The sequence below is a fragment of the Thermosporothrix sp. COM3 genome (assembly GCF_059696735.1).
Window position 1 is genome coordinate 2,789,290 of record NZ_AP019376.1, and the last position, 25,853, is coordinate 2,815,142.

The following is a 25,853-nucleotide window of genomic DNA, read 5'->3' on the forward strand; positions in this document are numbered from 1 at the left end:
TGCATCCTGCATCTCCCTCAGATCTTATGAGGCCGAAGAGAGGGCCGCATTTCCCTTTTGCTCCATCTGTTGCGCAGCCTGTTCAGGAGAAAGCTTTCCACTCGCCAGATCAGGTAAGATATTCGTGTACTCATCGAGGAGCTTCTGATGAGGAGTCATGACGATTGGCTTGAAATATTTCGCGGCCTCCGTCAGCGTGGGAACATACTGCTTCGGTGTCAAGTAGTCGGACATCTGATTGAAGGCGGTGACGTTTGTTGGCACATCGCTCAATTTGGCGTAGGTCTTGTTCGGCTCTGTCTGCGTCACCCATTTGATGAACTCCCAGGCCTCGTTGACGTGCTGGCTCCCCTGATAGATACCGAAGCTATTGGCATTTCCTAATGTCACCTGTTTGCCATTGATCCCAAAGATTGGCGTTGCTCCGATCTTGTCCTGTAGCTTCTGCTGCTCGATCTGGGCAAAGGTAAAAGCACCGACACGCGCAAAAGCGACCTTTTCCGTCAGCAGGCTATCAATATCACCTGTGCCCCAGGGACCATTCACCTGTTCAGTAAAGGGGACAGCCAGGTGCTCCGTATAGAGGCTCTGCCAATCTGCCAGGCCCTTTATCCCCTGAGGAGAGTTGAGCAACAGCTTCTTCGGATTCACCGGGTTGTCATAGACCTGCCCGCCCTCTAATTCGATAAGCATAGTCCAGAGCGGGTCAAGATTGTTGATGTTGATGGCGTATTGCGTATATTTCCCGTTCTCTTGCTTGACAAGCTTCTTCGCAATCGCTTTAAATTCATCAAAGCTCATCGGTTTCACAGGATCAGGGAAGGGGACACCGGCCTTTTTCAGCAGGTCTTTGTTATACCCGAGCAGTGGAACATACATCCCCACAGGCAAGGTGAACTGTTTACCGTTCCAGCTACAAAGACTCATCGCCTCAGGTTTGAGCGCCTTCACCACATCCTGATAGCCCGGGAGCGTGCTCAGATCATACAGGGCTTCCTGTTCATAGTAGGGAGCTGCCTGGCTGCCTGCCATGCCAATAATATCATAGGCGTTGCCACCGGCTACCGTGGTCTGAAGTTTGCTCCAATAGTTGCCCCAGGGAAGGATCTCCGCTTTGATCTTGATGTTGGGATGCGTCTTCTCGAACTCCTTGATCCAGGCAAGCATAGCGTTGTCTTTGACCGGTCCATTACTCCACCAACCATACGTCAAAGTGACCGACTCACCACCAGATGACGAGTCATCCGAGCCACAAGCAGCAAGCACTGAACCGGCAACGCTCATACTGAGTGCCGCTTTACCACTGTTCATGAGGAAACGTCGTCGTGACATCGAAAATACCATTGCTTGTTCACTCCTTCGTAGAACATGAGAGCTGTGTTGAAGCGAGAAGACAGGTATCTCGCTTCAGAACACTTATTGCTTACAGGAACGTACAGAGTCACGCTTGACAAGCTTTACCGCTACAATGCAGGTAATGGCTGTCATGTTCGGTTCCATACTTCGATCTTGAAGCCGCCTCACAGCAACATTGCCCATCGCCTCCTTATCGATATGGACGGTTGTCAGCGCCGGGGTCAGATGCTCCACCATGTCGATATCATCGAACCCAATCAATGAAACATCTTCGGGAACACGCAGCCCGGCCTCGCGCAAGGCCTTCATTGCCCCGATCGCGACATTGTCATTTGCTCCGAAGAGGGCGGTAAAGTGCACCCCTCGCTCAAGCAAGCGCTTGCAGGCAGCATAGGCGCTATCGGGGTGAAGCTCGCTCTCCTCAAAAAGCGCATAATCAACAGGAATCCCGGCATCCAGGAGGGCCGCACGATAGCCCGCCGCGCGCCGTTCCAGCGTATAGATTCGGTTTCTGGGTCGGGGCCCGGGAAGCACAGGGCCACCAATAAAGGCAATCTCTTTGTGCCCCTCCTCTATCAAATACTCAACAGCAGCCCGAGCTCCCTCGAAGTTATCGCACAGGACCGAATCAACCGAAATGCCTGTCACATGGTTATCTACCAGGACCAGCGGAATATTCAGGCGCTGGATCTGCTGAACGGTCTCCGGCTCGGCAGGGCCAACCAGCAGGATTCCGCCGAGCTTCATCTTGCTGATCGTCTCAAGTAGCGCGTCGGGATCGGAAGTCAGTTCTCCGATTGCTCGATAGGTTACTTTCATATTGAGCTGCCGCGCCGTGTTCTCCACGCCATCGAGAATATGCGACCAGAAGGGATTATTCGTTGCCGCATTGGTATCAAGATAGGAGCAATACAGAAAGCCGATCTCTTTCAAAGCGCTACTGTCCCCACGGCCTGCGCCCCGCTGACCAACGGCGCGTGTATAGCCGAGTCGTGCCGCTGCACGCAAGACGCGCTCGCGAATCTCATCGGTTACATTGCTGTGGTTATTGAACACCCTTGAGACCGTTCCTACCGATACATCAGCCTCACGTGCGATATCTTTCACTGTAACAGAGCTGCCTGCTTTTTGTTTCATCCTCGCCTACTCTCACTACGCTCTTTCAATGAAATTCATCATTGTTTCATTGAAAAAGTAATACCATATACTTTCTCTACTGTCAATATCTTCTCGTTGAACCGGCTCCATAGGCCGCAAGTGCCCGGTACATAGAGTCGGTCTATCTGTTCCTTATACGTTTCTATTCTCAATCCCTTCACACAAAAAGCAAGAGTGGGGCTGTTTTCGCGGAAAGATGCACGGACACCCTCTTTATCAGAGCGCCTCAGAAGCCGATGAACGTTCATGAACAAGAGAAAAGGAACCCCCGGAACCAACAGGCCCGGGGTATTCCCATGCATGACGAGCGTCATGAAGTGCTACAAGGAGAACCATTCAAAGTGAACGAGGTTGGAGGTGTATTCGTGCCGCTCCACGAGCCATTAAAGCCCGGATTCACCGAAGCTCCCGGCGCGATGGAGCCGTTATAGCTTTCATTGGTAACGGTCACCTCCTTCCCGCTCTGCGAGAATTTGGCGTTCCACCCCTGCTGCACCTTCTGATCTCCCGGGAAACTGAACTTGAGCGTCCAGCCATTAATAGCCGTCTTCCCGGTGTTCGTAATGGTGATCGAGGCTGTAAAGCCGCCCGGCCACTGATTCGACACGGAATAGTTCACCTTACAGACAGCGCTCGGTGGCGTTGTCGGTGTCGGCGTCACGGTCGTGGTTGGCGACGGCGTGACAGTGCTTGTAGGAGTCGTCGTCGGCGTTATGGTAGGGGTGTTTGTTGGTGTCGGCGTTGGCGTTGTGTTATCGCCAAAGAGCAGCGCCACATCTGCCATCGCCATCGCGATATCAGCCTGCGCCCAGAAGCGATGGTAGGTAAAGGTCGGGGCCGCGCCACCATCCAGATACGCCTGCACCTTCGGCCAATCGGGATCCTGCTTATAATTCGGGCGCTGCGAGATGAAGGTCAGAGACGAATCCAGCGTCGCCCCCTGAGCGTTCTTGCCCGTCCAACCGCTCGGGATATACACGGGGTCATCAAAGCGGTTGTAATCGGCGCGCACTTCAGGATTGGAGACACCTTTTGGATCTGCATAGCTGGTCCACATCCGATCAAGTAACTGCTGTGCGAGCGTGCGCGAGTCGGTATCATTCGCTTTTGCCGCGTAGAAGAGCAGCGTACGAGCGAGCGCAGCCGTCACTCCAACATCGGACGTCGTATCAACCACCGAGACGTGAAGATTGGCGTTCTGTCCGGGATTCGCAGCATTCCAGGTATCGGGCTGACCGGTCCATTTGAGCGTTGAGGGGATCGCATAGGAGCCGTCAGCATTGAGCTTTGTCACCGACTTCACCCAGGCAACCCACTTGTCCAGAATCGCCTTTGCCTGCGCGTCACCGGTCACATAGTAGTATTCTGCCACACGTTCAAGCGACCAGGCCTGGAAACCAAACCAGTTGTTGCTTGGAGGATCATGATAGACAGGCTGCCAGTCATACGCCATACCATAGAACGTCGGCGTTCCGGCGGGCGGTGTGGCATAGTGGCCATCCCAGCTATTGCTTGCTCCACCTGCGATCGCGCCTTCGCTGGATTGCAGCCAGCGATAGAACTCAAGCTGGCGCTTCAGGCTGGTCGACCAGTCGGTAGCAGCGGTGGGTGAAAGCGGCTTCAATGCCTGCACGTTACTCAGCGCCCACGCGGCAAGCGGGTTCTGGTAGCCCTGATGGGCTGTACTGGATCCAATACGCCACGCCCAGTTTCCGGCAGAAGGCAGCGAGCCACCCCAGGCATAATACCAGCCAAGCAGGTAGGTAGAGCTATTTTTCCCGCTTCCAGCCGGACAGCTCACGCTCTGACAGCCCAATGTCTTGAAGTATTTGTCGTAGGTCGCATAGCGCAGGAAATCGCCCATTTTTGCAGCTTTTGCGATTGTAGAAGCAACCGCACTGCCTTTACCCTGACTGTTTGCCCAGGTGTACGCCCAGTAAGCAGCCTGGATAGCACGAGCGTCGGCATCAGGAGCATCGGTATAGCGCCACTGTTGTGCGTAGCTGCCACCAGAAGCCGGTTTATTGAAGAGGCTCAGGAAACCATGCCCGTCGTTGCCACCCCAGGTAAAGGTTTCACAGGAAGGGTGCACAACCGTTTCCCAGACAGATTCCGATGCGCCACGCTGATACGAGTTGACATAGGAAGGGGTCGTCTTGCCATCACCACAGCGCCCATAGCCATACCAGTTATCAACATCAAGCAACCAGGCCATACCATAGACGTCGGCGTTCCCATACGTCTGCTTCAGTTCATTGCCGATGGGGTCCTGACCGACCGAAACCTGTGAATCCAGTTGTACCGGGTAGTCGCTGATCTCGGGCGACTCCGGCCCATATTGTGCGGGACTGCTGGCGTTGTAGCCGCCATTGGTTGGCTGATCCTGAGTGGAGGGAATGATATATTTCTCCATTGTCGCCCAGGCGTTGTTAAAGGGCTGCCAGTCACCTGTGACCCTGCCATAAACCGCCTCAAGCCAGATCCAGAAGCTAAACGCCTCTGAGGTGGTCTCATGCCCGTAGTCAGGGGCCTCGACGATGAGCGTTTCAACGGAGTGATAGGGAATACCCTGGGGGCTGAAGTAGCCGTTGGCCGGATCTTTCAACTTCTTGTAGAGCGTCAGAAAGCGCTCGGTATATTGAGAAGTATCATCGGCCAGAGGAGCCGCCTGCGCCGGTCGAACGTGCCAGTAGGAGATACTGAAGCTGCCGGAAACAAGCAACAGACCGGCTATCACCATCATGGTCACACTGTGAATGATCTTTCGCGAGATCATTCCGAACCTCCTTGTTATGCAACTGTACTGCCAACGAGCGTCCAGTACCCGTCACCTCTGTTCTTGCTGTGCCTGTGACCATTACAGAATCATCTTCCAGTTACACTTCTTTTTCCCTCACTTTCTTTATGGATAGTGAACTTCGACTCAGGTTATGCTATGATTGGAATACTGCTGTAAGGACAATTATAGCCATTTCCTTTTTGCAGATGCAACGACACTTTCTCGACAGACATTGAACAGCTAGAGGACAGACAAGGATGTCTGGACAATTCTTGCCTGGTCTCAGGAGGAACGTGCACATGACGACGCCGAATCACCGCTTGAAGCGAGCGCGTGAACTACGAGGGTGGTCACAGGCAAAGGTCGCTCGGCTCATCGGTACAGATGCCGCAACGGTCAGCCGTTGGGAACGAGGACTTTTTTCACCAACCCCCTACTTTCGCGAGAAGCTCTGCGAGCTCTTTCAAACCAACGCCGATGCTCTTGGCCTGCTCGGCAACTCTCTTGAAGAGCCGCCACCACTGCCAGAACAGCAGGATCTCTTTGCCTCGATGCTCAAACGTGCGGAAAGTGCACATCATGCCCATGCCCTCTGGCAATACGCCTATGTGCAGGCGCTCCGCGGGCAGCATGAGGACGCGCGAGAACTGGGTGAAATGAGTCTGAATACCTTTGAGCAGCTTGGCAACACCGAGAACGCGCAAACAGTACGAGCATGGCTACAGACGCTTCCCCCCGCACCGCCATCTCCTCCATCATCTTCAAAAAGGCGCTCTACAGGCTGGCTCAAAGGTGGCGGTTTGCTGCTGCTCCTGCTCTGTCTCGGAGGAGTGCTGCTATTCTCTCTCATCGCGAAACAGGGCGATGCATTCGGTAAACAAATAGTCTCTACACCTTTAGAAAGCACACCCACAGCAACAATCACAGCCGTCAAAGCACAAGCCAATAACAGTATATCTTCAACGCCTGCGCTTCCAAAAGCGCTTATCTTACCCCAGACACTTACACCCGGAGCTTGTGAACCCGATTCAATTGGCTATCGCTGCACGCTCAATCTTCAGTTGAACACACCATCACCAGTTCAATTCCAGTGGGTGATTGACTCTTGCGATTTCGGTGCCCGCCTGAATCCCACACAAGGCACAGGCACAACCGGCCAGCCAGTTCAGGTCATCGTGTATATTCCCTACTCGCAACAGCATGGCTCGATGCATTTCACGTTTACGCAGGGCACCAACAGCACGACAGCAGAAGTTCTCTGGCGGGGAGGGCAATAAGCAGGCAGGGAGGCGTGATAGATCCTCCCTGCCGCGAACGTATACCTGATGCTTTACTGGCAAACGGTGCCATTCAACGTAAAGGTTGCAGGAACAGGGTTACTCCCCTTCCAGGAGCCATTGAAGCCGATTTCAACCGAGCCAGAAGGCGCAATCGTCCCGTTCCATGAAGCATTGGTAACGGTGACGTTTGCGCCACTCTGTGACCAGGTCGCCGACCATCCCTGCTGCACCTTCTGGCCTGCCGCGAAGCTAAAAGCAAGGGTCCATCCATTGATGGTGCTTGAGCCATTGTTTGTGATCTTGATTTTCCCGGTAAAGCCGTCCGGCCACTGGCTCTCAATCGTATAGCGCACGCTACAGGTTGCGCCAGGAGTCGGCGTGATGGTCGGGGAAACTGTCGGCGTAATGGTCGGGGAAACTGTTGGCGTGATGCCAGGGGTCGGCGTCGCGTTAATGGGCACATTCTTGGCCTGCTGGTTCGCCGAGTGCTGACGGAATACGGCCAGTTCGGGAGCACCTTTCGAGACCCCGTAGGTGCTGTCTACATTCGTCGCCTGATACCACCAGAAAGCCGAGCCGGCCACGTCAAGACGCTCCAATTCCCCGTAAATCTCGCGCCACCACGTCGAGCGATCCACTCCCTTGACGTTGAACTCGCCCATGAAGAAGGGCTTTCCAATCACGTTATGCGAATCATTCACCCAGGCCTCGATCAACTGTTTGGTCTGATCAAGGCTGAGATGCGCCCATTCCTCGGTAGGATAGGGGTGAGCGGACGTGAAGTCAATAAAGGGCGATTGTTGCAGGTAGACAAAGGGGTTCCCTTCATCCCCGCCGAAGCCATACTTCGCCTGATGCCCTTCAATCCCGGTTCCGACCATATGGTGAGAATCGATGCTCTTGATGTACGACGCCATCTCATCTACCCAGGCGCGCAGCGTGGTTCCAGTTGAGTTCTCGTTTGGTGTAGCGTTCTGATAGCGCGGCTCATTCATCAGCTCCCAGGCAAAAATAGTCGGCTCATCTTTATACGCCACGCCGCTATAGTGATTGACGCGATTCAGCACATAGTACACGTAGTTCTTATACTGCGTGAAGCAGCCGGGGCATTTGGTCTTATTGAAGAACGTCCAGCGGTTCGCGTCGCCCGTGGGCAGCCCCTCCCATTGTAGACGCGTATCAATACCGCCATAGGCCGTCCAGTAGTTTTCCAGCGTGGGCAGTAAGCGGATATTATGCGCCTTCGCGGATTGAATGATGTAGTCAAACAGGGCAAACTCGGCCTCGTTATAGACGCCTTTTGACGGCTCGAAACCATGCCACGTCTCATGACTGAACATCCAGAGGCGCAATACGGAAACACCGTCACTTTGCAGCGCGGCCATATGGGCGTCTATTTTCGCCTTGTCCATATACTTATTCTCGATATCATCAGGTGTTGAAGAGCTGCTTCCATCTCCGTAGGTGAACACGTCGTAGGTGTTGGCGCCCGCAAAGTAGAAGTAGCGATCACCCAGGCAGAAGTGTGTACCACAGCGGTACACAAAATTTTCCGCTGCGTGAGCTGTTTTCTGTTGCGACGACAAGACGGTCAGGCCAGTCAGGAAGGTCATTCCTGTAAGCACCACAAAGAGCATGCATCGTGCTACTGGTTTGAAGAATCCTTTCATCAGCTCATCCTTTATCTTCGAGTAAAGAACAACCTACACTTCCCTGATGTTTCCCTTCGTGAACACTTTTTTTGCTGGCACTCCCTCCTTTCTTGTTTCATTGAATAATTACCTTAATTTCATTGAAACTATACCATCCAGATACGAGAGAGTCAACCGACAGATACGCATAAAGATATACACGATACTATCTCGCACCTGGCTTCTCTACCAAAAACGAACCAGATTCATCATCTTTTGCTGAGAAAACATTCACTTTTTCATCAGTTTCATCATTTCATTGACGTACGGTAAAACCATCATGTACAAAGAAAAGAAGAAAAGAGTCTCGTATGCAGAGTGACATGACGTCGCTCGCTTCATTGCAGGTTGTGAAGGAGTGCGTTCCATGACGGATTTTGCAGGCAGGAGCAGAAGGAACCTCCTGATGCTATCCCTTGCGCTTCTGATTGTACCCATCCTCTTTATCAGGCCCGCTCCTGAAGCCCGTGCAGCCTCCCAGTCCTATAGCTGGAAGCAAGTTGTGACCGGTGGCGGAGGTGGTTTTGTCGTCAATGTGCTCTTCAATCAGAAAGAGAAAGATCTTCTGTACGCCCGCACCGATATCGGGGGCGCGTATCGGTGGGACCCGGCAACTGGAAGCTGGACGCAGCTACTGGCGTGGGTTGGTCCCGATCAGTGGAATATGGCTGGCGTTGAGAGCATCGCAACCGACCCTGTAGATCCCAACCGGCTCTACATCGCCGCCGGAACGTATACCAACTCATGGACCGATCAAAACGGTGTCATCTTGCGTTCGACCGATCGAGGCAAAACATTTCAGCAGACGCCGCTTCCCTTCAAGCTCGGCGGGAACATGCCCGGACGCGGCATGGGCGAGCGTCTGGCGATTGATCCGAACAAGAATTCCATTCTCTATCTTGGTACACGCAGCGGTCACGGCCTGTGGAAAAGTACCGACTCGGGCGTGACCTGGAGCCAGGTAAGCAATTTTCCCAATACAGGCCCCTTCGTCGATACGCCCGGTGATCCCTATCTGGGGGACGAGGTCGGTGTTGTCTGGGTAACGTTTGATCCCGCGAGCAGCACGCCCGGCAACCCCACACAAACAATCTATGTCGGTGTGGCCGATAATCGGAGCGACGCCACCAATATTTATCGTACAACCGATGCTGGCAAGACCTGGGAAGCGGTCCCGGGGCAGCCAACCTGTAACGTCAGCGGCACAAAGGTGACCTGTACTGGGGGTGCGACCTGGGACACCTCCACCAACGCGACAACGGGCTATCTGCCACATCAGGGAAAGCTTGATGCTCAGGGCACGCTCTACGTCACCTACAGCGACTGGGAAGGCCCATACAACGGCGGTCATGGCGATGTCTGGAAATTTGAGCCCAAAACCGCGATATGGACCAAAATCAGTCCGGTTCCCGGCTCCGATACCTCCAATAACTACTTCGGCTATGGCGGGCTGGCGGTGGATATGCAGCATCCGGGAACGCTGGTCGTGGCAAGCGTCAACTCGTGGTGGCCTGACGCACAGTTATTCCGCACGACCGACGGCGGCAAAACCTGGGCCCCTATCTGGGAATGGGCCAGCTATCCGAGCCGCTCTCTGCACTATACTATTGACGTCTCAGACGCTCCCTGGCTTCATTTTGGCAACACGAACCCCGTTGATCCTGTGCCTGCCGTCAAGCTTGGCTGGATGATTGAGGGCATGAATATTGACCCCTTCAACTCAGACCGTCTGATGTACGGAACCGGCGCGACACTCTATGGCACAACCAATCTGACGGCCTGGGACACGGGCGGCAAAGTAGCGATCAAAACGATGGCCCGGGGCATCGAGGAGACCAGCGTCTCCGGCCTGATCAGCCCGCCAGCCAACGCGCATCTCTATAGTGTTGTCGGCGATGTGAGTGGCTGGCGTCACGACGATCTGACAAAATCACCCGATGCCATGTATTCTGTGCCCTATGCTGGCTCCTATGCAGCTATCGACTATGCCGAACTCAAACCAGATTTTCTGGTACGCGTGGGCTACGGAGACCCGAAAGCAAACCCACCTGTGACCAGCAGCGCCTTTAGCTATGATGGCGGGAAGAACTGGTTTGCCGGAAACAAAGATATCCCTGGCATCACAGGCAACGGCGGAACAGTCGCAGCGGCCGCCGATGCAAGCTCGGTTGTCTGGGCTCCCAAAGACGCGGCGGTCTCCTATTCGACCGATAATGGAAATAGCTGGATAGCCTCAAAGAACGTACCGAAGAATGCCGTAGTTGGCTCCGATCGCGTCAACCCGAAGGTGTTCTATGCCTATGGCGAAGGAAAATTCTGGATCAGCACAGATGGCGGGGCGACCTTCACGGCAAGTAGCGCGACGGGGCTTCCTGCAAGCGATGAGTCGGTAGAGGTCAGGGCCGTTCCCGGGCATGAAGGTGACATCTGGCTGACGGGCAGCAAGTCCGGTATCTGGCACTCGACCGACGGCGGCAAGTCGTTCACGAAGCTGGCAAAGATCACGGCTGCCGATGCACTCGGGCTTGGAAAGGCGGCCCCCGGCAAGGACTATATGGCGCTCTATACAAGCGCAACCATTGACGGGGTACGTGGGCTCTTCCGCTCGGATGATGGCGGCGCGTCATGGGTGCGCATTAACGATGAGCAGCACCAGTATGGCATTATCAACTGTGTAACGGGTGATCCGCGTATCTACGGGCGCGTCTATGCCTGTACGAATGGCTTCGGGATCGTGTATGGCGACCTGAACGATACGACGCCGACAAGCACGCCAACGCAGACACCAACAAAGACGCCCTCACCAACCCCGTCACCGACAAACACACCAACGCCAAGCCCGACAAGTGGCACCGGCAATGTGACGGCAAAAGGCGTCGTTACCAGTTCGAGCGCCTGGTTTACAGAGGAGCAGGTTCAGCTTCACAATACCGCACCACTCACCGATCTGACGGTAACCATTACGGTACAGAAGACGCAAGGTGTGACGTATAGCGGACTGTACGCGACCTCGGGTACCATCAGCGGCTCATACAAGGACAATGGCTCGACCATTACCTATACCTATACGCTGAAATCCGGCCAGACCCTCCCTGCAAGCTCAAACGTGACCCTTGCGGCCCAGTTCAGCGGCAATGGCACGCCACACGCAACCAGCGCGGATACCTGGTCAGTCAAGGCGACAAGCGGTGGGACGACTACAACCCTTAACGGGCATTTCTAAGACAGTCCTCGTCCCTCTGTTCTGTGCCAAATGGCGGTTCTGGTACGTTCCGGAACCGCCATCCATTTCCCCCTTGACAATAAACGCAATTTCTTTTACAATAAAAACGAACGAACGATCGTACATATCAAAAAGAGAGTAGCTCAGGCCTATCGACTTATCGATACTCCTGGGTTATCCAACAGAAGGGAAAACAGCTTACAACAGGGTATTCCGAGGATCCTGTTTTTCAGGGATCGATTTCTCTTCCAGCATAAAATTTTTTATTCAGAAAAATGTCCGTACGTTCGGATAGAAAGAGGGTTTATCACCATGTCAGATCTGTATCAAGGGAAAACAGCGCTCATTACAGGGGCCTCATCGGGCATAGGCGAAGCATTCGCCCACGAACTGGCTCGCCGTGGCATGCATCTTATTCTGGTCGCCCGTTCAGAAACGCACCTCAACGAGCTTGCCCATGAGCTCAGCAGCCGCTACCAGATTCAGACACATGTGCTTGCCGCCGACCTCAGCCAGCATCAGGCAATCCAGCAAATCAAAGAGGCAGTTGAGAGCCGCTCACTGACGGTCGACCTTCTCATCAATAACGCGGGCTTTGCAACGTATGATTATTTTGAGCAGATTGACCCTGAACGGGATCATCAACAGGTGATGGTCAATGTGAATGCCGTTGTAGCGCTCTCTCACGCCTTTCTCCCGGGAATGCTCAGGCGAGGGGCTGGTTCGATTATCAATATCGCCTCACGGGGCGCCTTTCAGCCTGCTCCTTTCATGTCTGTCTATGCAGCCAGCAAAGCGTTTGTGCTTTCCTTCAGCCAGGCACTCTGGGCAGAATACCGCAAACGGGGCATCCATGTGCTGGCAGTCTGTCCCGGTCCGGTCGATACCCATTTCTTTGCCGTTGCAGGTGGAGCAAGAAGGGGGATTGAAGCAAAAGCCACACCCGAGTTTATCGTGAATGCATCTCTCAGGGCTCTGGAGCGGCGGCGCAGCTTGATTATTCCGGGATGGCGCATCTTCCTGACGTCACAGATTGTTAGTCGCCTGTTGCCGCGTCCTTTCGTGGCACAACTGGTAGAGCATCTGACCCACCCCGGCCAGAGCAAACCAACAGGCCAGGTAGTCAGAGCTTGACAGATAGTTGGAGCTTAAAAAACAGAGATAGCTGTTCCGTTCATCTCAACACATAGATGCATGGAACAGCTACTGATAGATCTTATCGTTTCCAGCAGGGGCCCGCAGCATCAGCGTTTCAACTGGCGGGCGTACCTCGATCACCCGATGATAGAGCCCGCGAGGGAAGCAGCAGAACTCGCGTGGCCCAATCGTAAAGCGCTCGCCCTCGACCTCCACAACGATGCTTCCCTGTAACACAATAAAGCACTCATCGCTCTCCTGATGGGCATGTGGGCGTGCATCAGCCCATGCTTTGTTGGTGTGGTTGTACCAGATTTGCAGGCGATCCGACTGAAAGCCGACCTCATCGCGAGGAACGGGACCTGCTAACAGGGTAGAATGGTCCGGAAGTTTCCGACGATGAAAACGAGCCATAGAGCCTCCTTTGCTCATATCTCGTAGCGCCAGATAGGAACCTCAAGCCAGGGCCAGGGCGTGTTGACAATCGTTTCAAGATCTATCCTTCTGCACCAGTATTCCAGCCCGTATCTGGTAGCCCGATGCCCGATGATAACAACCGTTTTGCCATCATACTTGGCGCGAACATCGTGAAGAAACGCGCCTACACGCTCGATGACCATCTGCAAGCTTTCGCCATTGGGAAACGGAACTATCACACGATATGGGAACTCCTTTTCAACCAGAGCAACCGGGTCGCGGGTCATATCTCCATAGTCGTATTCGCGTAGCCGGGCATCAGGAAGAATTGGCACGCCGCGATCAGCAAAAGCCAGTTGCGCGGTATGCAAGGCGCGCTGAAGGTCCGAGCAAAAAACGGCGTCCAGCTTTTCGGCTGCATAGTGCTCTCCGAGCTGCCTCGCTTGCTGTCGTCCCGCCTCCGAAAGTGGCACATCGGCATGCCCGGAAGCGCGCTTTGCCTCGTTATCGATACTGGTCATGTGAGGCGAGTAGAACAGTTTCAGCATACTTTCACCGGTTTTTCTCTGTTTGCAGGCTTCCCTACCAATTTAGAACATGAGCACGATTTGCGCTCATAGTTCGTATTTAGAGATTATACAACATCGCGAAGTAACTGACAAAAAAACGGAAGCCTCACGCTACGCGAAGCTTCCGTCCCCATTCAGGGATACAGGATCTTCATATGCTGGCAAAACGATTGTTGTTATCGGGCCACCGGGTCGCTTAGCACTTAAGCAAGTCAACAGGCTTTTGCGCGAAACTATGCTCGCCCTCTCCCGCTTCTCAGTAGCTATAACCTCTTGAGCGGATCGACTGGCTCTTGATAGGCTGCACGCTCGCTCTCTCCCGCTTCTCAGTAGCTATAACCTCTTGAGCGGATCGACTGGCTCTTGATAGGCTGCACGCTCGCTCTCTCCCGCTTCTCAGTAGCTATAACCTCTTGAGCGGATCGACTGGCTCTTGATAGGCTGCACGCTCGCTCTCTCCCGCTTCTCAGTAGCTATAACCTCTTGAGCAGATCGACTGGCTCTTGATAGGCCGCACGCTCGCCCTCTCCCGCTTCTCAGTAGCTATAACCTCTTGAGCGGATCGACTGGCTCTTGAGCGAAACCATGCCCGTTCACTTAGCTTGCAGGCTGAATATTATAGTTGAAGCGGAAAACATTCTCCGGGTCGTACTGTTTCTTCAACGCAACGAGACGCTGATAATCTTTTGGCGCGTACGCGCCATTTATCTTCTCGGGGGTGATCGTCCCGGCGAGATTGAGTATGGCTTCCCCGGTTGTATGAGGACGCAAATCCTGCATCAACATCTCTAAATTCCGCTTCTTCTCTTCGAGGAGAGATGAAGAGGGAGCCGATACCATGAACCCCATATAGAGCGTTGCTCGGCGCATCCCGAAGGGCATTATCTGTTCTGGATAGGCCGCCAGAGCGTCGCCGAAATGGCGCAATTCAACCATCATTTGTGATTCGGGGCGGGCCGCAACCCGTAATAAGGCCTCAACAACATCGGGCGTCATGTCTTCAAATGCACACGCGTCAGAGGCAGAAAGCACGGGAGGTGCTTTGACCGGGTCTTGAGCGATAGACGCAATTTGAGCGAAGGGCAGGCTTGCGAGCGTATCAATGAAAGGCGTTCTGATCTCACCCTCAACCGTTAATGCCCGGAGCGGCTGCATCAGGCGCTCGCCTTGCTCTCTTTGTGTTTCTGGATCAGCTTCTGAACCACTATAGCAGGCCATCACAACGATAGCTGAGCGACCACGCAACAACGGAGGAAGCGTCGGCCTATCGGGGAAATGCATAATGCGGAGGGCCGAAGTCAGAGTCGTGGGAGTTGTCTTGACCCATTGCAGGTACGCATTCAACACCTCCCGGCTGAGCTCAATAGGATAGGCTAGCTGCCCACCAAAAACCGTACGAACTGGATAGAGCGCGATTTCAAGCGAGGTCACAATACCAAAATTGCCGCCCCCACCGCGCAAGCCCCATAAGAGTTCAGCGTGGTTGTTCTCGTCAACATGCAACAAGTGACCGTCTGCTGTCACCACTTCGGCAGCACGAATGCTGGCGGCTCCGGGCCCATAGCGTCGCGTCAACCAGCCGACCCCACCACCAAGCATGTAGCCCACCACTCCAACCGTAGACGCAAAACCACCGAGAGGAGCCAACCCGTAAGGAGTCACCGCCTCAACCACATCTTTCGCAAGTGCGCCCGCCGACACGCTAGCAATCGCCGCCTCTGAATTCACCTTGACCTCGGTCATGCGAGCGAAATTAATCAGAAGTGCTCCGTTTGCCGGAGCGGGATGACCATGACCCCCACCCTGCACGCCAATCGGAAGCCTATGTTGCCGAGCGAAGCGCACCGCATGGCACACATCGGCCACTGTCTCGGGCATCACCACAACTGCTGGAACCTGCTCAAACGCATCGCTATCCCAGACACGAGAAGCCCGCTCATAGCCATCATCTCCCGGCACAAAAACACTACCCTGAAGCTGTTCACGCAACGGCTGCACATCTATCTGTTCAATGCTCATATTACACTTCTCTTTCAATTCTCTCAGGAACTTTCTTTTGAACGTGTGAGGAAAGTATACAGGAGGAATGGGGACACCCTTATGTCACTTTTGGGAGTGATGACGCACAATTTCTTCAGCAGCCCGGGCAACCTGCTGGCGCAATGTATCAGGCTCGATCACCTGCGCATCAGTACCTAGAAGCAGTAGAACCCGAATCAGCCAATCATATTCTTTCGGGTTCAAGCGCGTGATAAGCAAACCTTCTCCGTTCTCCAATCGCTGAACCTGTGCACTCAGATATGGATTACGCTCCAATCTCAACACCCCACTGGACGTTAACTGAATGCGAACCTCCGGGAATGAAGGGTCAAGGTATATGCGTGTCAGCTTCTCTCGATCCACTTCGGGAGCCACTTCGGCAAGTCGCACCTCCAGAAAGCGATCAACACGATAGTGACGCAACTCCTGACGCTCGCAAGAATATGCCTTGCAGTACCAGAGACCGGCTGAAACACTCACCTGGACCGGCAGAATCGTCTGTTGAGAAACACCCCGCACCGAACGATAGGTCACTTCAAGCCAGCGTTCTTCACGAGCGCTCTCCAGTAGCCGTTCAAGGAACGGGGTTGCATAGGGCCGCTCGGGAAGCTCCAGTGACATTACCTGCACGAGGCTGTCCAGCTCTTCGCTGTTTCGGCGCGGTAACAGCGCTTCCACTTTGGCAAGCAGGGATGCCCTATCTTGTTTGAAAGGGGTCCCATCCATCTGTGAAAGACTGGCAAGCGCAATACGCAGCAGCAGTGCTTCATTCAGGCGCAGGGCAAGCGGCGCCAGTGTGTAATCAGGCATCAGGCTATAGCCGCCTGTCGCGCCCAGATCCGCTACAATCGGGATGCCCATCTCGCTCAACGCCTGAATATCACGTAACACGGTACGCCTGGAAATCTCAAACCGTTGTGCAATCTCATTCGCGGTCCGTTTCCCTCCCTGCAAATAGAGAAGAATCGCGGTTAAGCGGTCCACTCGATTCATAATCTTTTCATTTCCTCTTCTTTTACCCTTCTTGTTTTTCTCTCATCCACCCATATCACGTTCGCAAAAGCACTTCCTTCTCTTTCACTTCTGTGACAGTTTTCAACAATAAAGCTATAAGAAATGGACGCAATTTCTGTGCAGCAAGGGAGAGATAACAGCAAGCCATTATCTCAAAACGCTCTCTACAGCTTTTACGGTTTACTCCGGGAACCATTGCACCTGTTCAGCAAGACAAGGGAAGGCAGTGCACTCTATCCTTCCCTTGTCGCGATAGTAACATCTATGAAAGCAAACAATCCAATGGCTTTGCCTTATCCTGACAGATGTAGGTGCCGATATCAGCGGACATGTCAACATGCAGCGACTGCTTAACGGCGGCAACGAAATCGCGCATATTGGCCGGTTGCATAAAGTGTGCATCTGCAAAGTGTTGGATAAAGCGAATAAACTGACCCTCTCCTATCTTATCTTGTAAGTGAAATGCAACAAGCAGGTAATTGCAGTCCAGTTTTGATAGACCATATTGTAGCATTTCTGGTGAATCTGAGCTCACAACCCCGGACTTGCTTTTCACGAGCTGCTCGCAGGTTCGCTCGGCGCGCTGCGGAAAATCGGTATGAAGGATCTGGCCGGTAAGCTGAACCGAAACCGAAGGCGCAAGCATACGCGGAAGCTCATTTCCCGGTAACACAAATGCGCCGACAAGCCCGGGCATCCCATCTGCTTGTACTGGTTCTTTTGTCTGAAACATATTGAGCAACCACGCCTCCGCAATGTCTTCTCCAATCAAGTGATAGAGCGCCTCTTGAGAGAGTTTACCCCAAAAGGCCTGATAGTATGTTTCAGGATAGAACAGCACTCCATCCCCCATAATTGGGACTTGTAGAAACGGGACCATAACGATTATCTGATGCGCAGGCTGATGATCAGCAGGCTGCCACTGCTTGAGTCCAACAAGGTACTTGCTGATAACAGTATAGAACTCCTGGCGCTCAGGCTCAAAACTGCCCATGCTTTGCACGGTCACCTCAGGGATAAAGCGCCGCTGTTGTGGCTGTTTGAACGCGACGGCAAAGGCATCGGGGAGGCTCGCATGCGGTTGGGCTACAAGCCCCTGATATGCGCCTCTCTGCGTGAGCTTGCCAGGAGAAGCGGTGACCTGATAGCCAGCAGGAATTTGAAGGCGAATTACATCAATATGGGGTCTGAAGCTTTGCTGAAGGCTTTGAGTGGTCCAGGGAAGCGGATACCAGCTTCCTGCTTTTCCCTGAAGAAGGGCGATATGCTGCCCGATAAAACTGGTATTGATGCTGGTACCCCAGTACTCATGTGAGAACAGACCGGTGGCATAAGCATACTCCTCACGCACAAGCTGCGCTGTTCCCTCGTACTGAAGCATCATTTGAACAGGCTTACCACTCGCGAAAGGTGTCTGTGCAAGCTCAATTTGCGTTCGCTGCCACCCCATCCGAAAGGGAACCGATTGACCATCAACAGTGATGTTCTGGAATTTCAGCCCTGCGTTGAGATCTACAAAGAGCTTTTTTGCTCCACTTGCCTTTGGTATCAACCGGAAAGAGGCATTCCCTTTTATATGCCCACTGGCTGGATCAACACTCACATTGAGCGTATATGCCTCGGTGCTTGCTGTCACCGGGATCGGCTGAATATCCTTTCCACGCTGAAAAGCAGGCAGTATCTGCTGATATGAGAAAAGGAGAGGGAGGAGTGAGCCACCCAGAAGCAGCGTCAGAAGGAAAAATGGGAGAGTCTGCCAGCTCTTTACGCTCTCAATCGGACTGCGCCATTGCCTCACCAGCGGCACCAGTACAAAGAAGAGCAGGCCGACAAGCCACACAACGAGCACCCGATAGAGCATCAAAATGGCGTCCTGCCCAAAACCAAGCCCCGGAAAGTAGATCGCGGATTCTATACGCAGCAAAAAAGGCTCGCGTAAGGTATCTGTTGCCATGATATCAAGATAGAGCGCCAACCCACAAACAAGCAGGGCCACAAGTAGTGGATTCCTGATAAGACTGGTACAGAAAAGCGTTATCCCGACAAGCAAGAGCAGGCTACCAAAGTAGAGCAAGAGCGGGTATAGCAGAACTTCCAGCAAAAGCGAATAGTGTATTACAGCAAAGGAAAAGAGCAAGCTGACCCCCAGGTTTATCAATCCGATACAGCAGAGAAGCAGGAAGCAGGCTATCCCTTTCCCAAAGGTGTACAGCGTTGACGGAACAGGGCGAAGCCAGAGAAGCGAGGCCGTCTTTCTTCTGGCATCACGGGTCAGCGTACCACTACAAAGAAACGATGTCAGCGTATGCAGCGGTATAGAGATATACATGAGAAAGACCAGGGTATCTCTTGCTTGCCCGGTACTGGTTAATCCCGTCTTCAGTATGTCATCAGGAAAACGCTGCGCCAGAATCCACGAGAAGAACAGACTGATAAGCAGAACAACTGCAAGCAAGACCCAGAACCCATAGGAACGCAGTTGCAGCAAGATCTCTATACGTATAATTTCTATCAATTGTTTCCAGGCATTCACCCGCTGATTCTTCGTCTGATGCAATGCGAGCGTCTTTTCTGAAACCGTCATCTTTTTCTCTTCCTATTCTTCACTCTGCCGAATAAAGCGGCCTTCATCAGTCAGCAACTTCCATTGAACAAGCATAAGCAGGAGGGCTATCACGAGTAAGAGCCATTTTCCCTGCCACCAGTCATCCGGTCTGTCAGTAAAACCGCGCTGTGTCCAGCTAAAAAGCAGGTACAGCAGTATATTTCTGTAATTCCCTCCCTGAAGAAAAGGGGCTACCACCATATTCACTAACCATACTCCCAGACCAAGCATATAGCCCACCACACTATTTCCCGGAATCAACAGCAGCGTTTGCGCAAGCATTGCCAGACAGAGCGAAGGAGCAAGCGCTATCCCAAGATTCTGACCTATCCAGAGCCAGCTATTGCCGTGTGGCTCCGGATGCGGCCTTGTGCTTGCCAGAACAATGAGCGATCCGACAATCACCCAGATGGTCAGATACCCCATGACATACAGCAAACGCAGCACCAGCAGGGCAAAAACGGGCTTGCGTAGAGCAACCTGAGTCAACGTCCCTTCCTGCCACTCTCGCGCAAGCAATGGGACGGTGAGCGTCAGCGTGATGAATGGTAGCATCAGTTCCAGACAATAGCGTAACATCAACGCGTAACGCAGAGGATCATCGGAATCGTACAGCGAGATATACCGTGGCAAGACAAACACCATCCCGATCAGCAGAGGAGGCAGGCCCCATGTCCAGGAGATACATCGACGGAGTTCAAACAGAAAGAGCCTGAGAGGCCAGTTCCGCCGTGTTGCCTTCCACTGTATGCTCTTCATTGTCACCATCATGCGTTTTTCCTGTCACTCACTGAGTTCAGGCTATCAGCCTCACTGACACCGATCAAAGAGAAGTAGCCATCTTCCAGTGTAGGCGCAACAGGAACCGCTTCAGCATCTGGCTGTTCACCAATAACCCGGGCTATTACCTGATCAGGTGAAGCTTCCGGATCATCCGTGATCGGGTGCAATGAAGAGATCAGCAATTCCCTGCGCTCACGCAGCGCTTCGATCCGTGCAATGGTTGTCCGCCAGCTCCAGCAGCGCTCTCGGGCAATCTCGGTTAGAGCCGGAACTGTGCCCTGAAAGAGCATTTTGCCCTGATCCAGGACGGCAAGGTGACTCGCTATCGTTGCCACATCGCCAATGATGTGCGTTGAAAGCAGGATCGTCCGATTTCCCTGTGCAGCCAGACGAGCAAGCAAGGTCCGAAAGCGCTGTTGTTCGACCGGATCAAGCCCGGCTGTTGGCTCATCCACGATCAAAACAGGCGGGTTACCAAGCAATGCCTGTGCCAGGCCCAGACGACGGCGCATGCCTCCACTCAGAGCACCGACGCGGGTGCGGGCACGGTCGCGCAAATTGACGGCATCAAGCACCTCTGCTATATGGATATCAGGGCGCTCAAGCCCCTGAAGCGCCGCAAGGTAACGCAAGGTTTCCAGGACCGTCAACGTTGCATAAAAGCCCTGATCCTGCGGCAGGAAACCCACCAGTTCACGTACCTGTTCACGCTGCTTCACGGCGTCATATGGTCCTATCTGAACGCGCCCTTTCGTTGGCACAAGCAGCGTCGCAAGAATCTGAAGCAGAGTACTCTTGCCTGCTCCATTGCGACCGAGCAGACCAAAAACGCCCGGCTGGATACTCAGGTCAACATTATCCAAGGCCAGACGCCCCTTCTTAGGAGAGCCATAGCGCTTGCTGACTCCCTGGATATGAATAGGTAGATTTGACGTCTTCAATTCTGGTTGACTTGTTGTCTGCATTGAGATGTTTTCTCCTCAAAGTAAGAACGACTACACCACAGCTCCCTTATCCAGGAACGCTGTGCGTTGACAGAACTGTTCAACATGTTCTATATGATTGAGCGCAAGCACAATTGTACAGCGATGAGCCCGTCTCAAAAGCGCCATCTTCACATTCAGCAGCGCTTCACTATCCAGATTGGTAAAGGGATCATCCAGTATCAAGAGTTCTGGATCACCAAGCAAGGCCTGCGCCACACTCAAACGACGACAGGAGCCGAGCGAGTAACTTCCTATCTTCTGATCGGCTATCTGCTCGAAACGTAGCTCTTCAAGCAGCAGGCAAACCTCGTTGTGGCGCAGCTTCGGCCCGCTCATCCCTTTCAGCAGAGCCACATATTCCAGAAACTGGCGTCCTGTCAATTTTGGTGGCAAAGCAAGCAGTTGTGGTGCATATCCCAGATGAGCCCGTAGCGCCTGCCGAGCCCGGGGAGAAGCCAGGTCATAGGGACCGACCGTCACCGTTCCAGCCGTAGGACGTAAGCGCGTTGCCAGTATACGAAGCAGGGTACTTTTTCCCGCTCCATTGGACCCAAGCAGGCCAAATATGCCACCCGGGATATGCATTGTTATGTCATGCAGCAGGTTTTCTCCTCGATAGCGTTTGTACAGATGTGAGATCGTAATTTCCATGTATCCCCCCTTACATAAAGCGCTCTCGTCGGGCCAGAAAGAGGGTACCAAGCAACAAGCACAACGTTCCTATCGCCAGAAGCGGCCCGGAAGACCAGAAGTGTTCAATGGCCAGGCTGACAGTACTGTACCGAAACGCAGAAAACCAGGCTAGCATACGCGCACTCCAGAGGACAATCAATATCGGCAGTGCGATCAGCGGACGAACCACCGTTGACAGGAAAAACGCGACCGCAACCATGAAACACAGCGGGCCAAGCCACTGCATCAGGAAGCCCGACAGCGAGAGAACATGGGTCATCGAGAAGAGCAGCGTCACTCCCCCGTTCAACCCGAGCTGAATAATGCCATACACAAGCAAACGGCAAAGCAGCAAGAGGCGCGGCGATGTCACCGTTGTTGGTAGCAGCTCGATCTCCATATGTTCGCGCTCGCGAAAGAGCAAGGGGAAACAAATCACCGCCTGCAAGACCATCAAGAATTGAAGAAGCTGCGTGTTCACTGTCAGTGGCAGAGGAACGACAGTGAGCAGAAGCATGAGGAAAAACGCGGCTCCCTGTACGATCCAGACTTCTCCAGGTGTCAGTAAGAGCTGGAACGTAACCAGAGCAACACCCCGCTCTCCTATAGAGTGCAGCTTCTGCATCCAATGAGCCAACAGTGACGTCTGCTGGACCTCTCCACTGAGACGTTGCGAGAAGCTATTCCACGAAGGTGTAAACGGCTGTACAACTTCGGGCTGTGTCCGCTGATAGAGCTCGGTAACATCTGCCGCAAAACCACGCCACAGCTTCAGTTCCTCCTGACAGACCGAGCAAGATTTCAGATGGCTCATCAGGCGCTGCCGTTCACCCTCGGTCAACTTGCCAGTGATGAACCAGGGTAACAACCCCTGAGACTGCTCACATGAATACGGCTCGATCATATGTGTTGCCCTCTTTTCTGTTTCGTTTCCGCCAGTTCCGCAAGCAGCTTTTGTCTCGCGCTATGAATACGGCTTTTGACGGTTCCGGTCGGGATATTCAGAATATGAGCGACCTCCTCACAGGAGAAGCCACAGTAAAATGTGAGTTCCAGCACAACACGATATTTATCTGAAAGCCTGCTGAGCGCTTCCCCCAGGTGCAAACGCTCAAGAATCTGCTCCTCATACGAGCGCTGTGGATGATAGGTATCCATTTCGTTATAGTATGCCTCAGTATGATCTTGTTGCTGAGAACCTTCAATCGTACGAGAAAGATTACGCCGCGTATTCAGCACAATATGCTGTGCGATACGCAGAATCCAGGTCTCAACCTGCGCCTCCCCTCGATAGCGAGCAGCCGAACGCCATACTGCAAGGAAAACCTCCTGTAGCGTCTCCTCGACCAGCGCCGCATTTTCTCCCAGTCGATACCAGAGATACCGCCAGATAGCGAGCCGATAGCGTGCATAGAGTTGCTCCATTGCCCGTTGGTTTCCTTTCGCGATCTGTTGTATCAGTTGGGTATCTGCAAGCTTCATCTGTTCTTGATATGCCAAACATCCATACAGTGGCATCCCCTTCAAGATTTCCAGTATCACTATTATTAGTACCCATTTCCCGACGAGGAGTTCGGTTTTTTCTCCCTCATTCCCTGGATCTTTCTTTTTCTGGCTGCGACCAAACCCTTGACAGCTCACTCCACTCACTGCTATATTTACAATAAAGTTACCGCTAACTAACTATAGCGGTTCTTTTTAGCATTGTTTTAGTTAGTTACCACTAACTCTATAAGGAGAAAAGCACATGAAACTGATGTTTCACGATACAACATTAGCGTTTGAATTCCTGCGCGTACTTAGCGAGGGCATCTATGGCGGCTCCGATATCAATGAATGCTTCCTGACGGCCTCACGGATTCAAGAAGATGATCTTGAAAGCTGGTATCGTGAATGGCATAGAACCGCAGAACGGATTCACTCCATCGCAGATCGTTGTCTGGAAAGAGGTCACACGGTCAGTGCACGCGACGCATATCTGCGGGCCTCCAATTATTATCGTTGCGCCGAATTCTTTCTGCATATCGATCAGAAAAAGAACGCCTCCAAAGCGCTCGACACCTATAAGCAGAGCGTTCATTGCTTTCAGCAGGCAACCCGGCTTTTCGCATTTCCCTGCGATATCGTCCGTATTCCGTATGAGGAAACCACCTTGCCAGGCTACTTCTTTCGCCCTGATGCTACGAACAGAACACGCCCAACGCTGCTCTTACATGGAGGTTATGACTCTATTGGCGAGGAATTGTACTTCAGCACCGTTCCGGCCGCATTACAACGGGGCTATAACTGTCTCATCTTTGAAGGCCCGGGACAGGGAGAAATGATTCGCCTGCAACATCTGCCCTTCCGTCCTGACTGGGAACAAGTCGTGACCCCTGTGGTAGACTATGCATTAACACTGCCGGGTGTCGATCCAGCCCGACTTGTGCTTGAAGGTCGCAGTCTGGGCGGCTATCTGGCACCACGCGCAGCCGCTTTCGAGCATCGCCTTGCCGCCTGTATTGCTATTGATGGCCTTTTCGCGTTTCTCCCCACAGCAGCGGAAGAAGAGCTTCATGCGACAGAAGAAGAGGCAAACACCGTCTTGACACAGCTTATGCAGACAAGCTTGAATATGCGTTGGGCTGTCAGCCAGGGCATGTGGACGATGCAGGCAAGCTCTCCTTTTGAATTTGGCCAGAAAATGCAGCATTACACCCTGGAAGGAATCGCGGATCAGATTACCTGTCCCACCCTGGTCTGTGACGCCGAAAAGGACCACTTCTTTGCTGGCCAGCCTATGAAACTCTACGAGGCTCTGACCTGCCCGAAAACGTATATGCTCTTCACGGCAGAGGATGCCGCTGAAGAACACTGTCATGAGGGAGCAACCCTGCTGCTAAACCAGCGTGTCTTCGATTGGCTTGACGAGACGCTTCGTTCATAAGCCTGAGCGTATGCTGTGGACCCTCTCTGAAGGGGGGGCCACCCTTTCCAAAGCTCACAGCAAAAAGCGGAGTATATGCGCGTTCTTTATGAAAGAGAAACCCTTTTTCGGGAGAACAAAGCATATGGATTCGCTCACTCAGTGGTGTACTATTTACGAAGCCGCGCACAAGCTACAACTGGCAGCCAGCAGTATACGAAGGATGATTTCTGAACGGCAACTTCCTGCCCGTTTCGCGACACCTGATGAAATCGCACTCCTGCTCCATTCCGGACGCATTCACGGCGTGCCCGGCACCGGTATTCGCCTGATTCATCAGGACACACTTTCACAGATACAGGCCAAACGACTTCGTTTATCGAACTGCTAACAAGAGGCTTGCAGGGTACGACATACCTCGGTTGCCGCATCCTGCATTCCTCGGCTTAGTCATAAAACGCTGGAAGCTGCTTGAGAGTATTCCATTGCTCCTGATCGTGCCCGAACACTGTCAGGGAGAACGCCCGTTTCCGGTTCAGCTCAAGGAGTTTCAGTGTACTGGCAATTGTCTGCTCGCCGTCAGCATCAGTCGGCCCGACGGGTCGTTCCCTGGTGAAATGAGCCTGCAACGCTACCGCATCAATCGCCAGCAGCACCGGCCCGGTTTGCGGAAGCGAAACGATCACCGACTGATGACCGGGAACATGGCCGCTGGTTTCGATCAACTCCAGGCCTGGAAGCAGTTCTGTATCCCCCTCAACAAACCGAAACCGTGAAGCTGGCTGATCCCATTGGGAGCGGGTCTTCTCAAAACGAGGGTGACCTGCTATAGCAACCTCATGCTGCAATCGTTGTACCACGATTTGAGCCCGAGGGAAGGCGCCCAGGTTGCCTGCATGATCCTCATCATAGTGTGTGCTGATAAGCAGATCAACATCCTCAGGCTGAACACCAAGCGTAGCCAGTTGTTCAATCACGCTTTGGCCATATCGCAGGCCGAGGCCTCGTCCTAAGCTGTCTTCCTGTATGATCTCCGTTCCAGCAGGCGCGAGAGCCAGACCGGTATCAATCAGTATATTTTTCCCGTCCCCCATCTGCACCAGGTAGCAGGGAACCGGTAACATCAGTGGGCCGGCAAGCATGGTTGCAACCTGCATCAGATACAAGCGCTGCGGCCCGACTGTCGTAGATGTCATATGAATGCCTTTCAAGGTAGACAAAAACAGATAGGACACTCA

20 protein-coding genes are annotated in these 25,853 nt (G+C 53.2%); 5 read left to right on the top strand and 15 right to left on the bottom strand.

The window, feature by feature from the left end:
• Positions 1–24: 24 nt before the first annotated feature.
• From KTH_RS12060 to KTH_RS12070, 3 genes are all read right to left on the bottom strand, one after another.
• Positions 25–1,344, bottom strand: coding sequence for an ABC transporter substrate-binding protein (locus KTH_RS12060; protein WP_111321111.1), 1,320 nt, complete (start codon positions 1,342–1,344; stop codon positions 25–27).
• A gap of 72 nt (positions 1,345–1,416) precedes the next feature.
• A complete protein-coding gene (locus KTH_RS12065; RefSeq protein WP_497618837.1) occupies positions 1,417–2,463 on the bottom strand; it encodes a LacI family DNA-binding transcriptional regulator in 1,047 nt (348 codons plus the stop codon).
• A gap of 361 nt (positions 2,464–2,824) precedes the next feature.
• Complete coding sequence (locus tag KTH_RS12070) at positions 2,825–5,290, bottom strand: glycoside hydrolase family 48 protein (protein WP_497618839.1); 2,466 nt, start codon at positions 5,288–5,290, stop codon at positions 2,825–2,827.
• 302 nt (positions 5,291–5,592) lie between these two features.
• Between KTH_RS12070 and KTH_RS12075 the strand changes: the two genes are divergently transcribed.
• Complete coding sequence (locus tag KTH_RS12075) at positions 5,593–6,570, top strand: helix-turn-helix domain-containing protein (protein WP_497618841.1); 978 nt, start codon at positions 5,593–5,595, stop codon at positions 6,568–6,570.
• 53 nt (positions 6,571–6,623) lie between these two features.
• Here KTH_RS12075 and KTH_RS12080 read toward each other — a convergent pair whose 3' ends face one another.
• Positions 6,624–8,243 carry a cellulose binding domain-containing protein gene (locus KTH_RS12080; RefSeq protein WP_497618842.1) on the bottom strand — a complete coding sequence of 540 codons (1,620 nt, stop codon included), beginning with the start codon at positions 8,241–8,243 and terminating at the stop codon, positions 6,624–6,626.
• Positions 8,244–8,670: 427 nt separating this feature from the next.
• Between KTH_RS12080 and KTH_RS12085 the strand changes: the two genes are divergently transcribed.
• Both KTH_RS12085 and KTH_RS12090 read left to right on the top strand, forming a co-directional pair.
• The gene (locus KTH_RS12085; protein ID WP_497618844.1) at positions 8,671–11,487 is read left to right on the top strand and encodes a xyloglucanase; all 2,817 of its coding nucleotides are present in this window, start codon (positions 8,671–8,673) and stop codon (positions 11,485–11,487) included.
• 312 nt (positions 11,488–11,799) lie between these two features.
• Positions 11,800–12,621 carry an SDR family NAD(P)-dependent oxidoreductase gene (locus KTH_RS12090; protein WP_111321123.1) on the top strand — a complete coding sequence of 274 codons (822 nt, stop codon included), beginning with the start codon at positions 11,800–11,802 and terminating at the stop codon, positions 12,619–12,621.
• A 69-nt stretch (positions 12,622–12,690) separates the two neighbouring features.
• On the opposite strand, the gene KTH_RS12095 is transcribed toward KTH_RS12090, so the two are convergent.
• From KTH_RS12095 to KTH_RS12140, 10 genes are all read right to left on the bottom strand, one after another.
• The gene (locus KTH_RS12095; protein WP_497618847.1) at positions 12,691–13,038 is read right to left on the bottom strand and encodes a cupin domain-containing protein; all 348 of its coding nucleotides are present in this window, start codon (positions 13,036–13,038) and stop codon (positions 12,691–12,693) included.
• A 14-nt stretch (positions 13,039–13,052) separates the two neighbouring features.
• On the bottom strand, positions 13,053–13,589 hold the full coding sequence (locus tag KTH_RS12100; protein WP_497618849.1) for a histidine phosphatase family protein: 537 nt from the start codon (positions 13,587–13,589) through the stop codon (positions 13,053–13,055).
• Positions 13,590–14,207: 618 nt separating this feature from the next.
• Entirely contained in the window at positions 14,208–15,629 is a 1,422-nt protein-coding gene (locus KTH_RS12105) for an FAD-binding oxidoreductase (RefSeq protein ID WP_497618851.1), read from the bottom strand.
• Positions 15,630–15,713: 84 nt separating this feature from the next.
• Positions 15,714–16,643 carry a helix-turn-helix transcriptional regulator gene (locus KTH_RS12110; RefSeq protein WP_497618853.1) on the bottom strand — a complete coding sequence of 310 codons (930 nt, stop codon included), beginning with the start codon at positions 16,641–16,643 and terminating at the stop codon, positions 15,714–15,716.
• A gap of 283 nt (positions 16,644–16,926) precedes the next feature.
• Entirely contained in the window at positions 16,927–19,248 is a 2,322-nt protein-coding gene (locus KTH_RS12115) for an ABC transporter permease (protein WP_497618855.1), read from the bottom strand.
• Positions 19,249–19,260: 12 nt separating this feature from the next.
• A complete protein-coding gene (locus KTH_RS12120) occupies positions 19,261–20,040 on the bottom strand; it encodes a hypothetical protein (RefSeq protein WP_497618857.1) in 780 nt (259 codons plus the stop codon).
• Positions 20,037–21,017: an ABC transporter ATP-binding protein gene (locus tag KTH_RS12125; protein ID WP_497618859.1), complete on the bottom strand. Its 981-nt coding sequence runs from the start codon at positions 21,015–21,017 to the stop codon at positions 20,037–20,039. The genes KTH_RS12120 and KTH_RS12125 overlap by 4 nt, the downstream gene beginning before the upstream one ends.
• A gap of 30 nt (positions 21,018–21,047) precedes the next feature.
• A complete protein-coding gene (locus tag KTH_RS12130) occupies positions 21,048–21,689 on the bottom strand; it encodes an ABC transporter ATP-binding protein (protein ID WP_497618861.1) in 642 nt (213 codons plus the stop codon).
• A gap of 10 nt (positions 21,690–21,699) precedes the next feature.
• Complete coding sequence (locus KTH_RS12135; RefSeq protein WP_497618863.1) at positions 21,700–22,614, bottom strand: zf-HC2 domain-containing protein; 915 nt, start codon at positions 22,612–22,614, stop codon at positions 21,700–21,702.
• Positions 22,611–23,210, bottom strand: a complete 600-nt coding sequence (locus KTH_RS12140) for an RNA polymerase sigma factor (protein WP_497618865.1) — start codon at positions 23,208–23,210, stop codon at positions 22,611–22,613. The genes KTH_RS12135 and KTH_RS12140 overlap by 4 nt, the downstream gene beginning before the upstream one ends.
• Positions 23,211–23,457: 247 nt before the next feature.
• Here KTH_RS12140 and KTH_RS12145 point away from each other — a divergent pair, with 247 nt between their 5' ends.
• Both KTH_RS12145 and KTH_RS12150 read left to right on the top strand, forming a co-directional pair.
• A complete protein-coding gene (locus KTH_RS12145) occupies positions 23,458–24,636 on the top strand; it encodes an alpha/beta hydrolase family protein (RefSeq protein WP_497618867.1) in 1,179 nt (392 codons plus the stop codon).
• Positions 24,637–24,760: 124 nt separating this feature from the next.
• A complete protein-coding gene (locus KTH_RS12150; RefSeq protein WP_111321135.1) occupies positions 24,761–25,006 on the top strand; it encodes a hypothetical protein in 246 nt (81 codons plus the stop codon).
• 55 nt (positions 25,007–25,061) lie between these two features.
• On the opposite strand, the gene KTH_RS12155 is transcribed toward KTH_RS12150, so the two are convergent.
• Complete coding sequence (locus KTH_RS12155; protein WP_497618870.1) at positions 25,062–25,811, bottom strand: N-acyl homoserine lactonase family protein; 750 nt, start codon at positions 25,809–25,811, stop codon at positions 25,062–25,064.
• Positions 25,812–25,853 lie beyond the last annotated feature (42 nt).

What these genes read in the sequence shown, in the direction of transcription:
- KTH_RS12060 (WP_111321111.1), bottom strand. Translation starts at nt 1,344, where the DNA reads ATGGTATTTTCGATGTCACGACGACGTTTCCTCATGAACAGTGGTAAA.
- KTH_RS12070 (WP_497618839.1), bottom strand. Translation starts at nt 5,290, where the DNA reads ATGATCTCGCGAAAGATCATTCACAGTGTGACCATGATGGTGATAGCC.
- KTH_RS12075 (WP_497618841.1), top strand. Translation starts at nt 5,593, where the DNA reads ATGACGACGCCGAATCACCGCTTGAAGCGAGCGCGTGAACTACGAGGG.
- KTH_RS12080 (WP_497618842.1), bottom strand. Translation starts at nt 8,243, where the DNA reads ATGAAAGGATTCTTCAAACCAGTAGCACGATGCATGCTCTTTGTGGTG.
- KTH_RS12085 (WP_497618844.1), top strand. Translation starts at nt 8,671, where the DNA reads ATGCTATCCCTTGCGCTTCTGATTGTACCCATCCTCTTTATCAGGCCC.
- KTH_RS12090 (WP_111321123.1), top strand. Translation starts at nt 11,800, where the DNA reads ATGTCAGATCTGTATCAAGGGAAAACAGCGCTCATTACAGGGGCCTCA.
- KTH_RS12095 (WP_497618847.1), bottom strand. Translation starts at nt 13,038, where the DNA reads ATGGCTCGTTTTCATCGTCGGAAACTTCCGGACCATTCTACCCTGTTA.
- KTH_RS12100 (WP_497618849.1), bottom strand. Translation starts at nt 13,589, where the DNA reads ATGCTGAAACTGTTCTACTCGCCTCACATGACCAGTATCGATAACGAG.
- KTH_RS12105 (WP_497618851.1), bottom strand. Translation starts at nt 15,629, where the DNA reads ATGAGCATTGAACAGATAGATGTGCAGCCGTTGCGTGAACAGCTTCAG.
- KTH_RS12110 (WP_497618853.1), bottom strand. Translation starts at nt 16,643, where the DNA reads ATGAATCGAGTGGACCGCTTAACCGCGATTCTTCTCTATTTGCAGGGA.
- KTH_RS12115 (WP_497618855.1), bottom strand. Translation starts at nt 19,248, where the DNA reads ATGACGGTTTCAGAAAAGACGCTCGCATTGCATCAGACGAAGAATCAG.
- KTH_RS12120 (WP_497618857.1), bottom strand. Translation starts at nt 20,040, where the DNA reads ATGATGGTGACAATGAAGAGCATACAGTGGAAGGCAACACGGCGGAAC.
- KTH_RS12125 (WP_497618859.1), bottom strand. Translation starts at nt 21,017, where the DNA reads ATGCAGACAACAAGTCAACCAGAATTGAAGACGTCAAATCTACCTATT.
- KTH_RS12130 (WP_497618861.1), bottom strand. Translation starts at nt 21,689, where the DNA reads ATGGAAATTACGATCTCACATCTGTACAAACGCTATCGAGGAGAAAAC.
- KTH_RS12135 (WP_497618863.1), bottom strand. Translation starts at nt 22,614, where the DNA reads ATGATCGAGCCGTATTCATGTGAGCAGTCTCAGGGGTTGTTACCCTGG.
- KTH_RS12145 (WP_497618867.1), top strand. Translation starts at nt 23,458, where the DNA reads ATGAAACTGATGTTTCACGATACAACATTAGCGTTTGAATTCCTGCGC.
- KTH_RS12150 (WP_111321135.1), top strand. Translation starts at nt 24,761, where the DNA reads ATGGATTCGCTCACTCAGTGGTGTACTATTTACGAAGCCGCGCACAAG.
- KTH_RS12155 (WP_497618870.1), bottom strand. Translation starts at nt 25,811, where the DNA reads ATGACATCTACGACAGTCGGGCCGCAGCGCTTGTATCTGATGCAGGTT.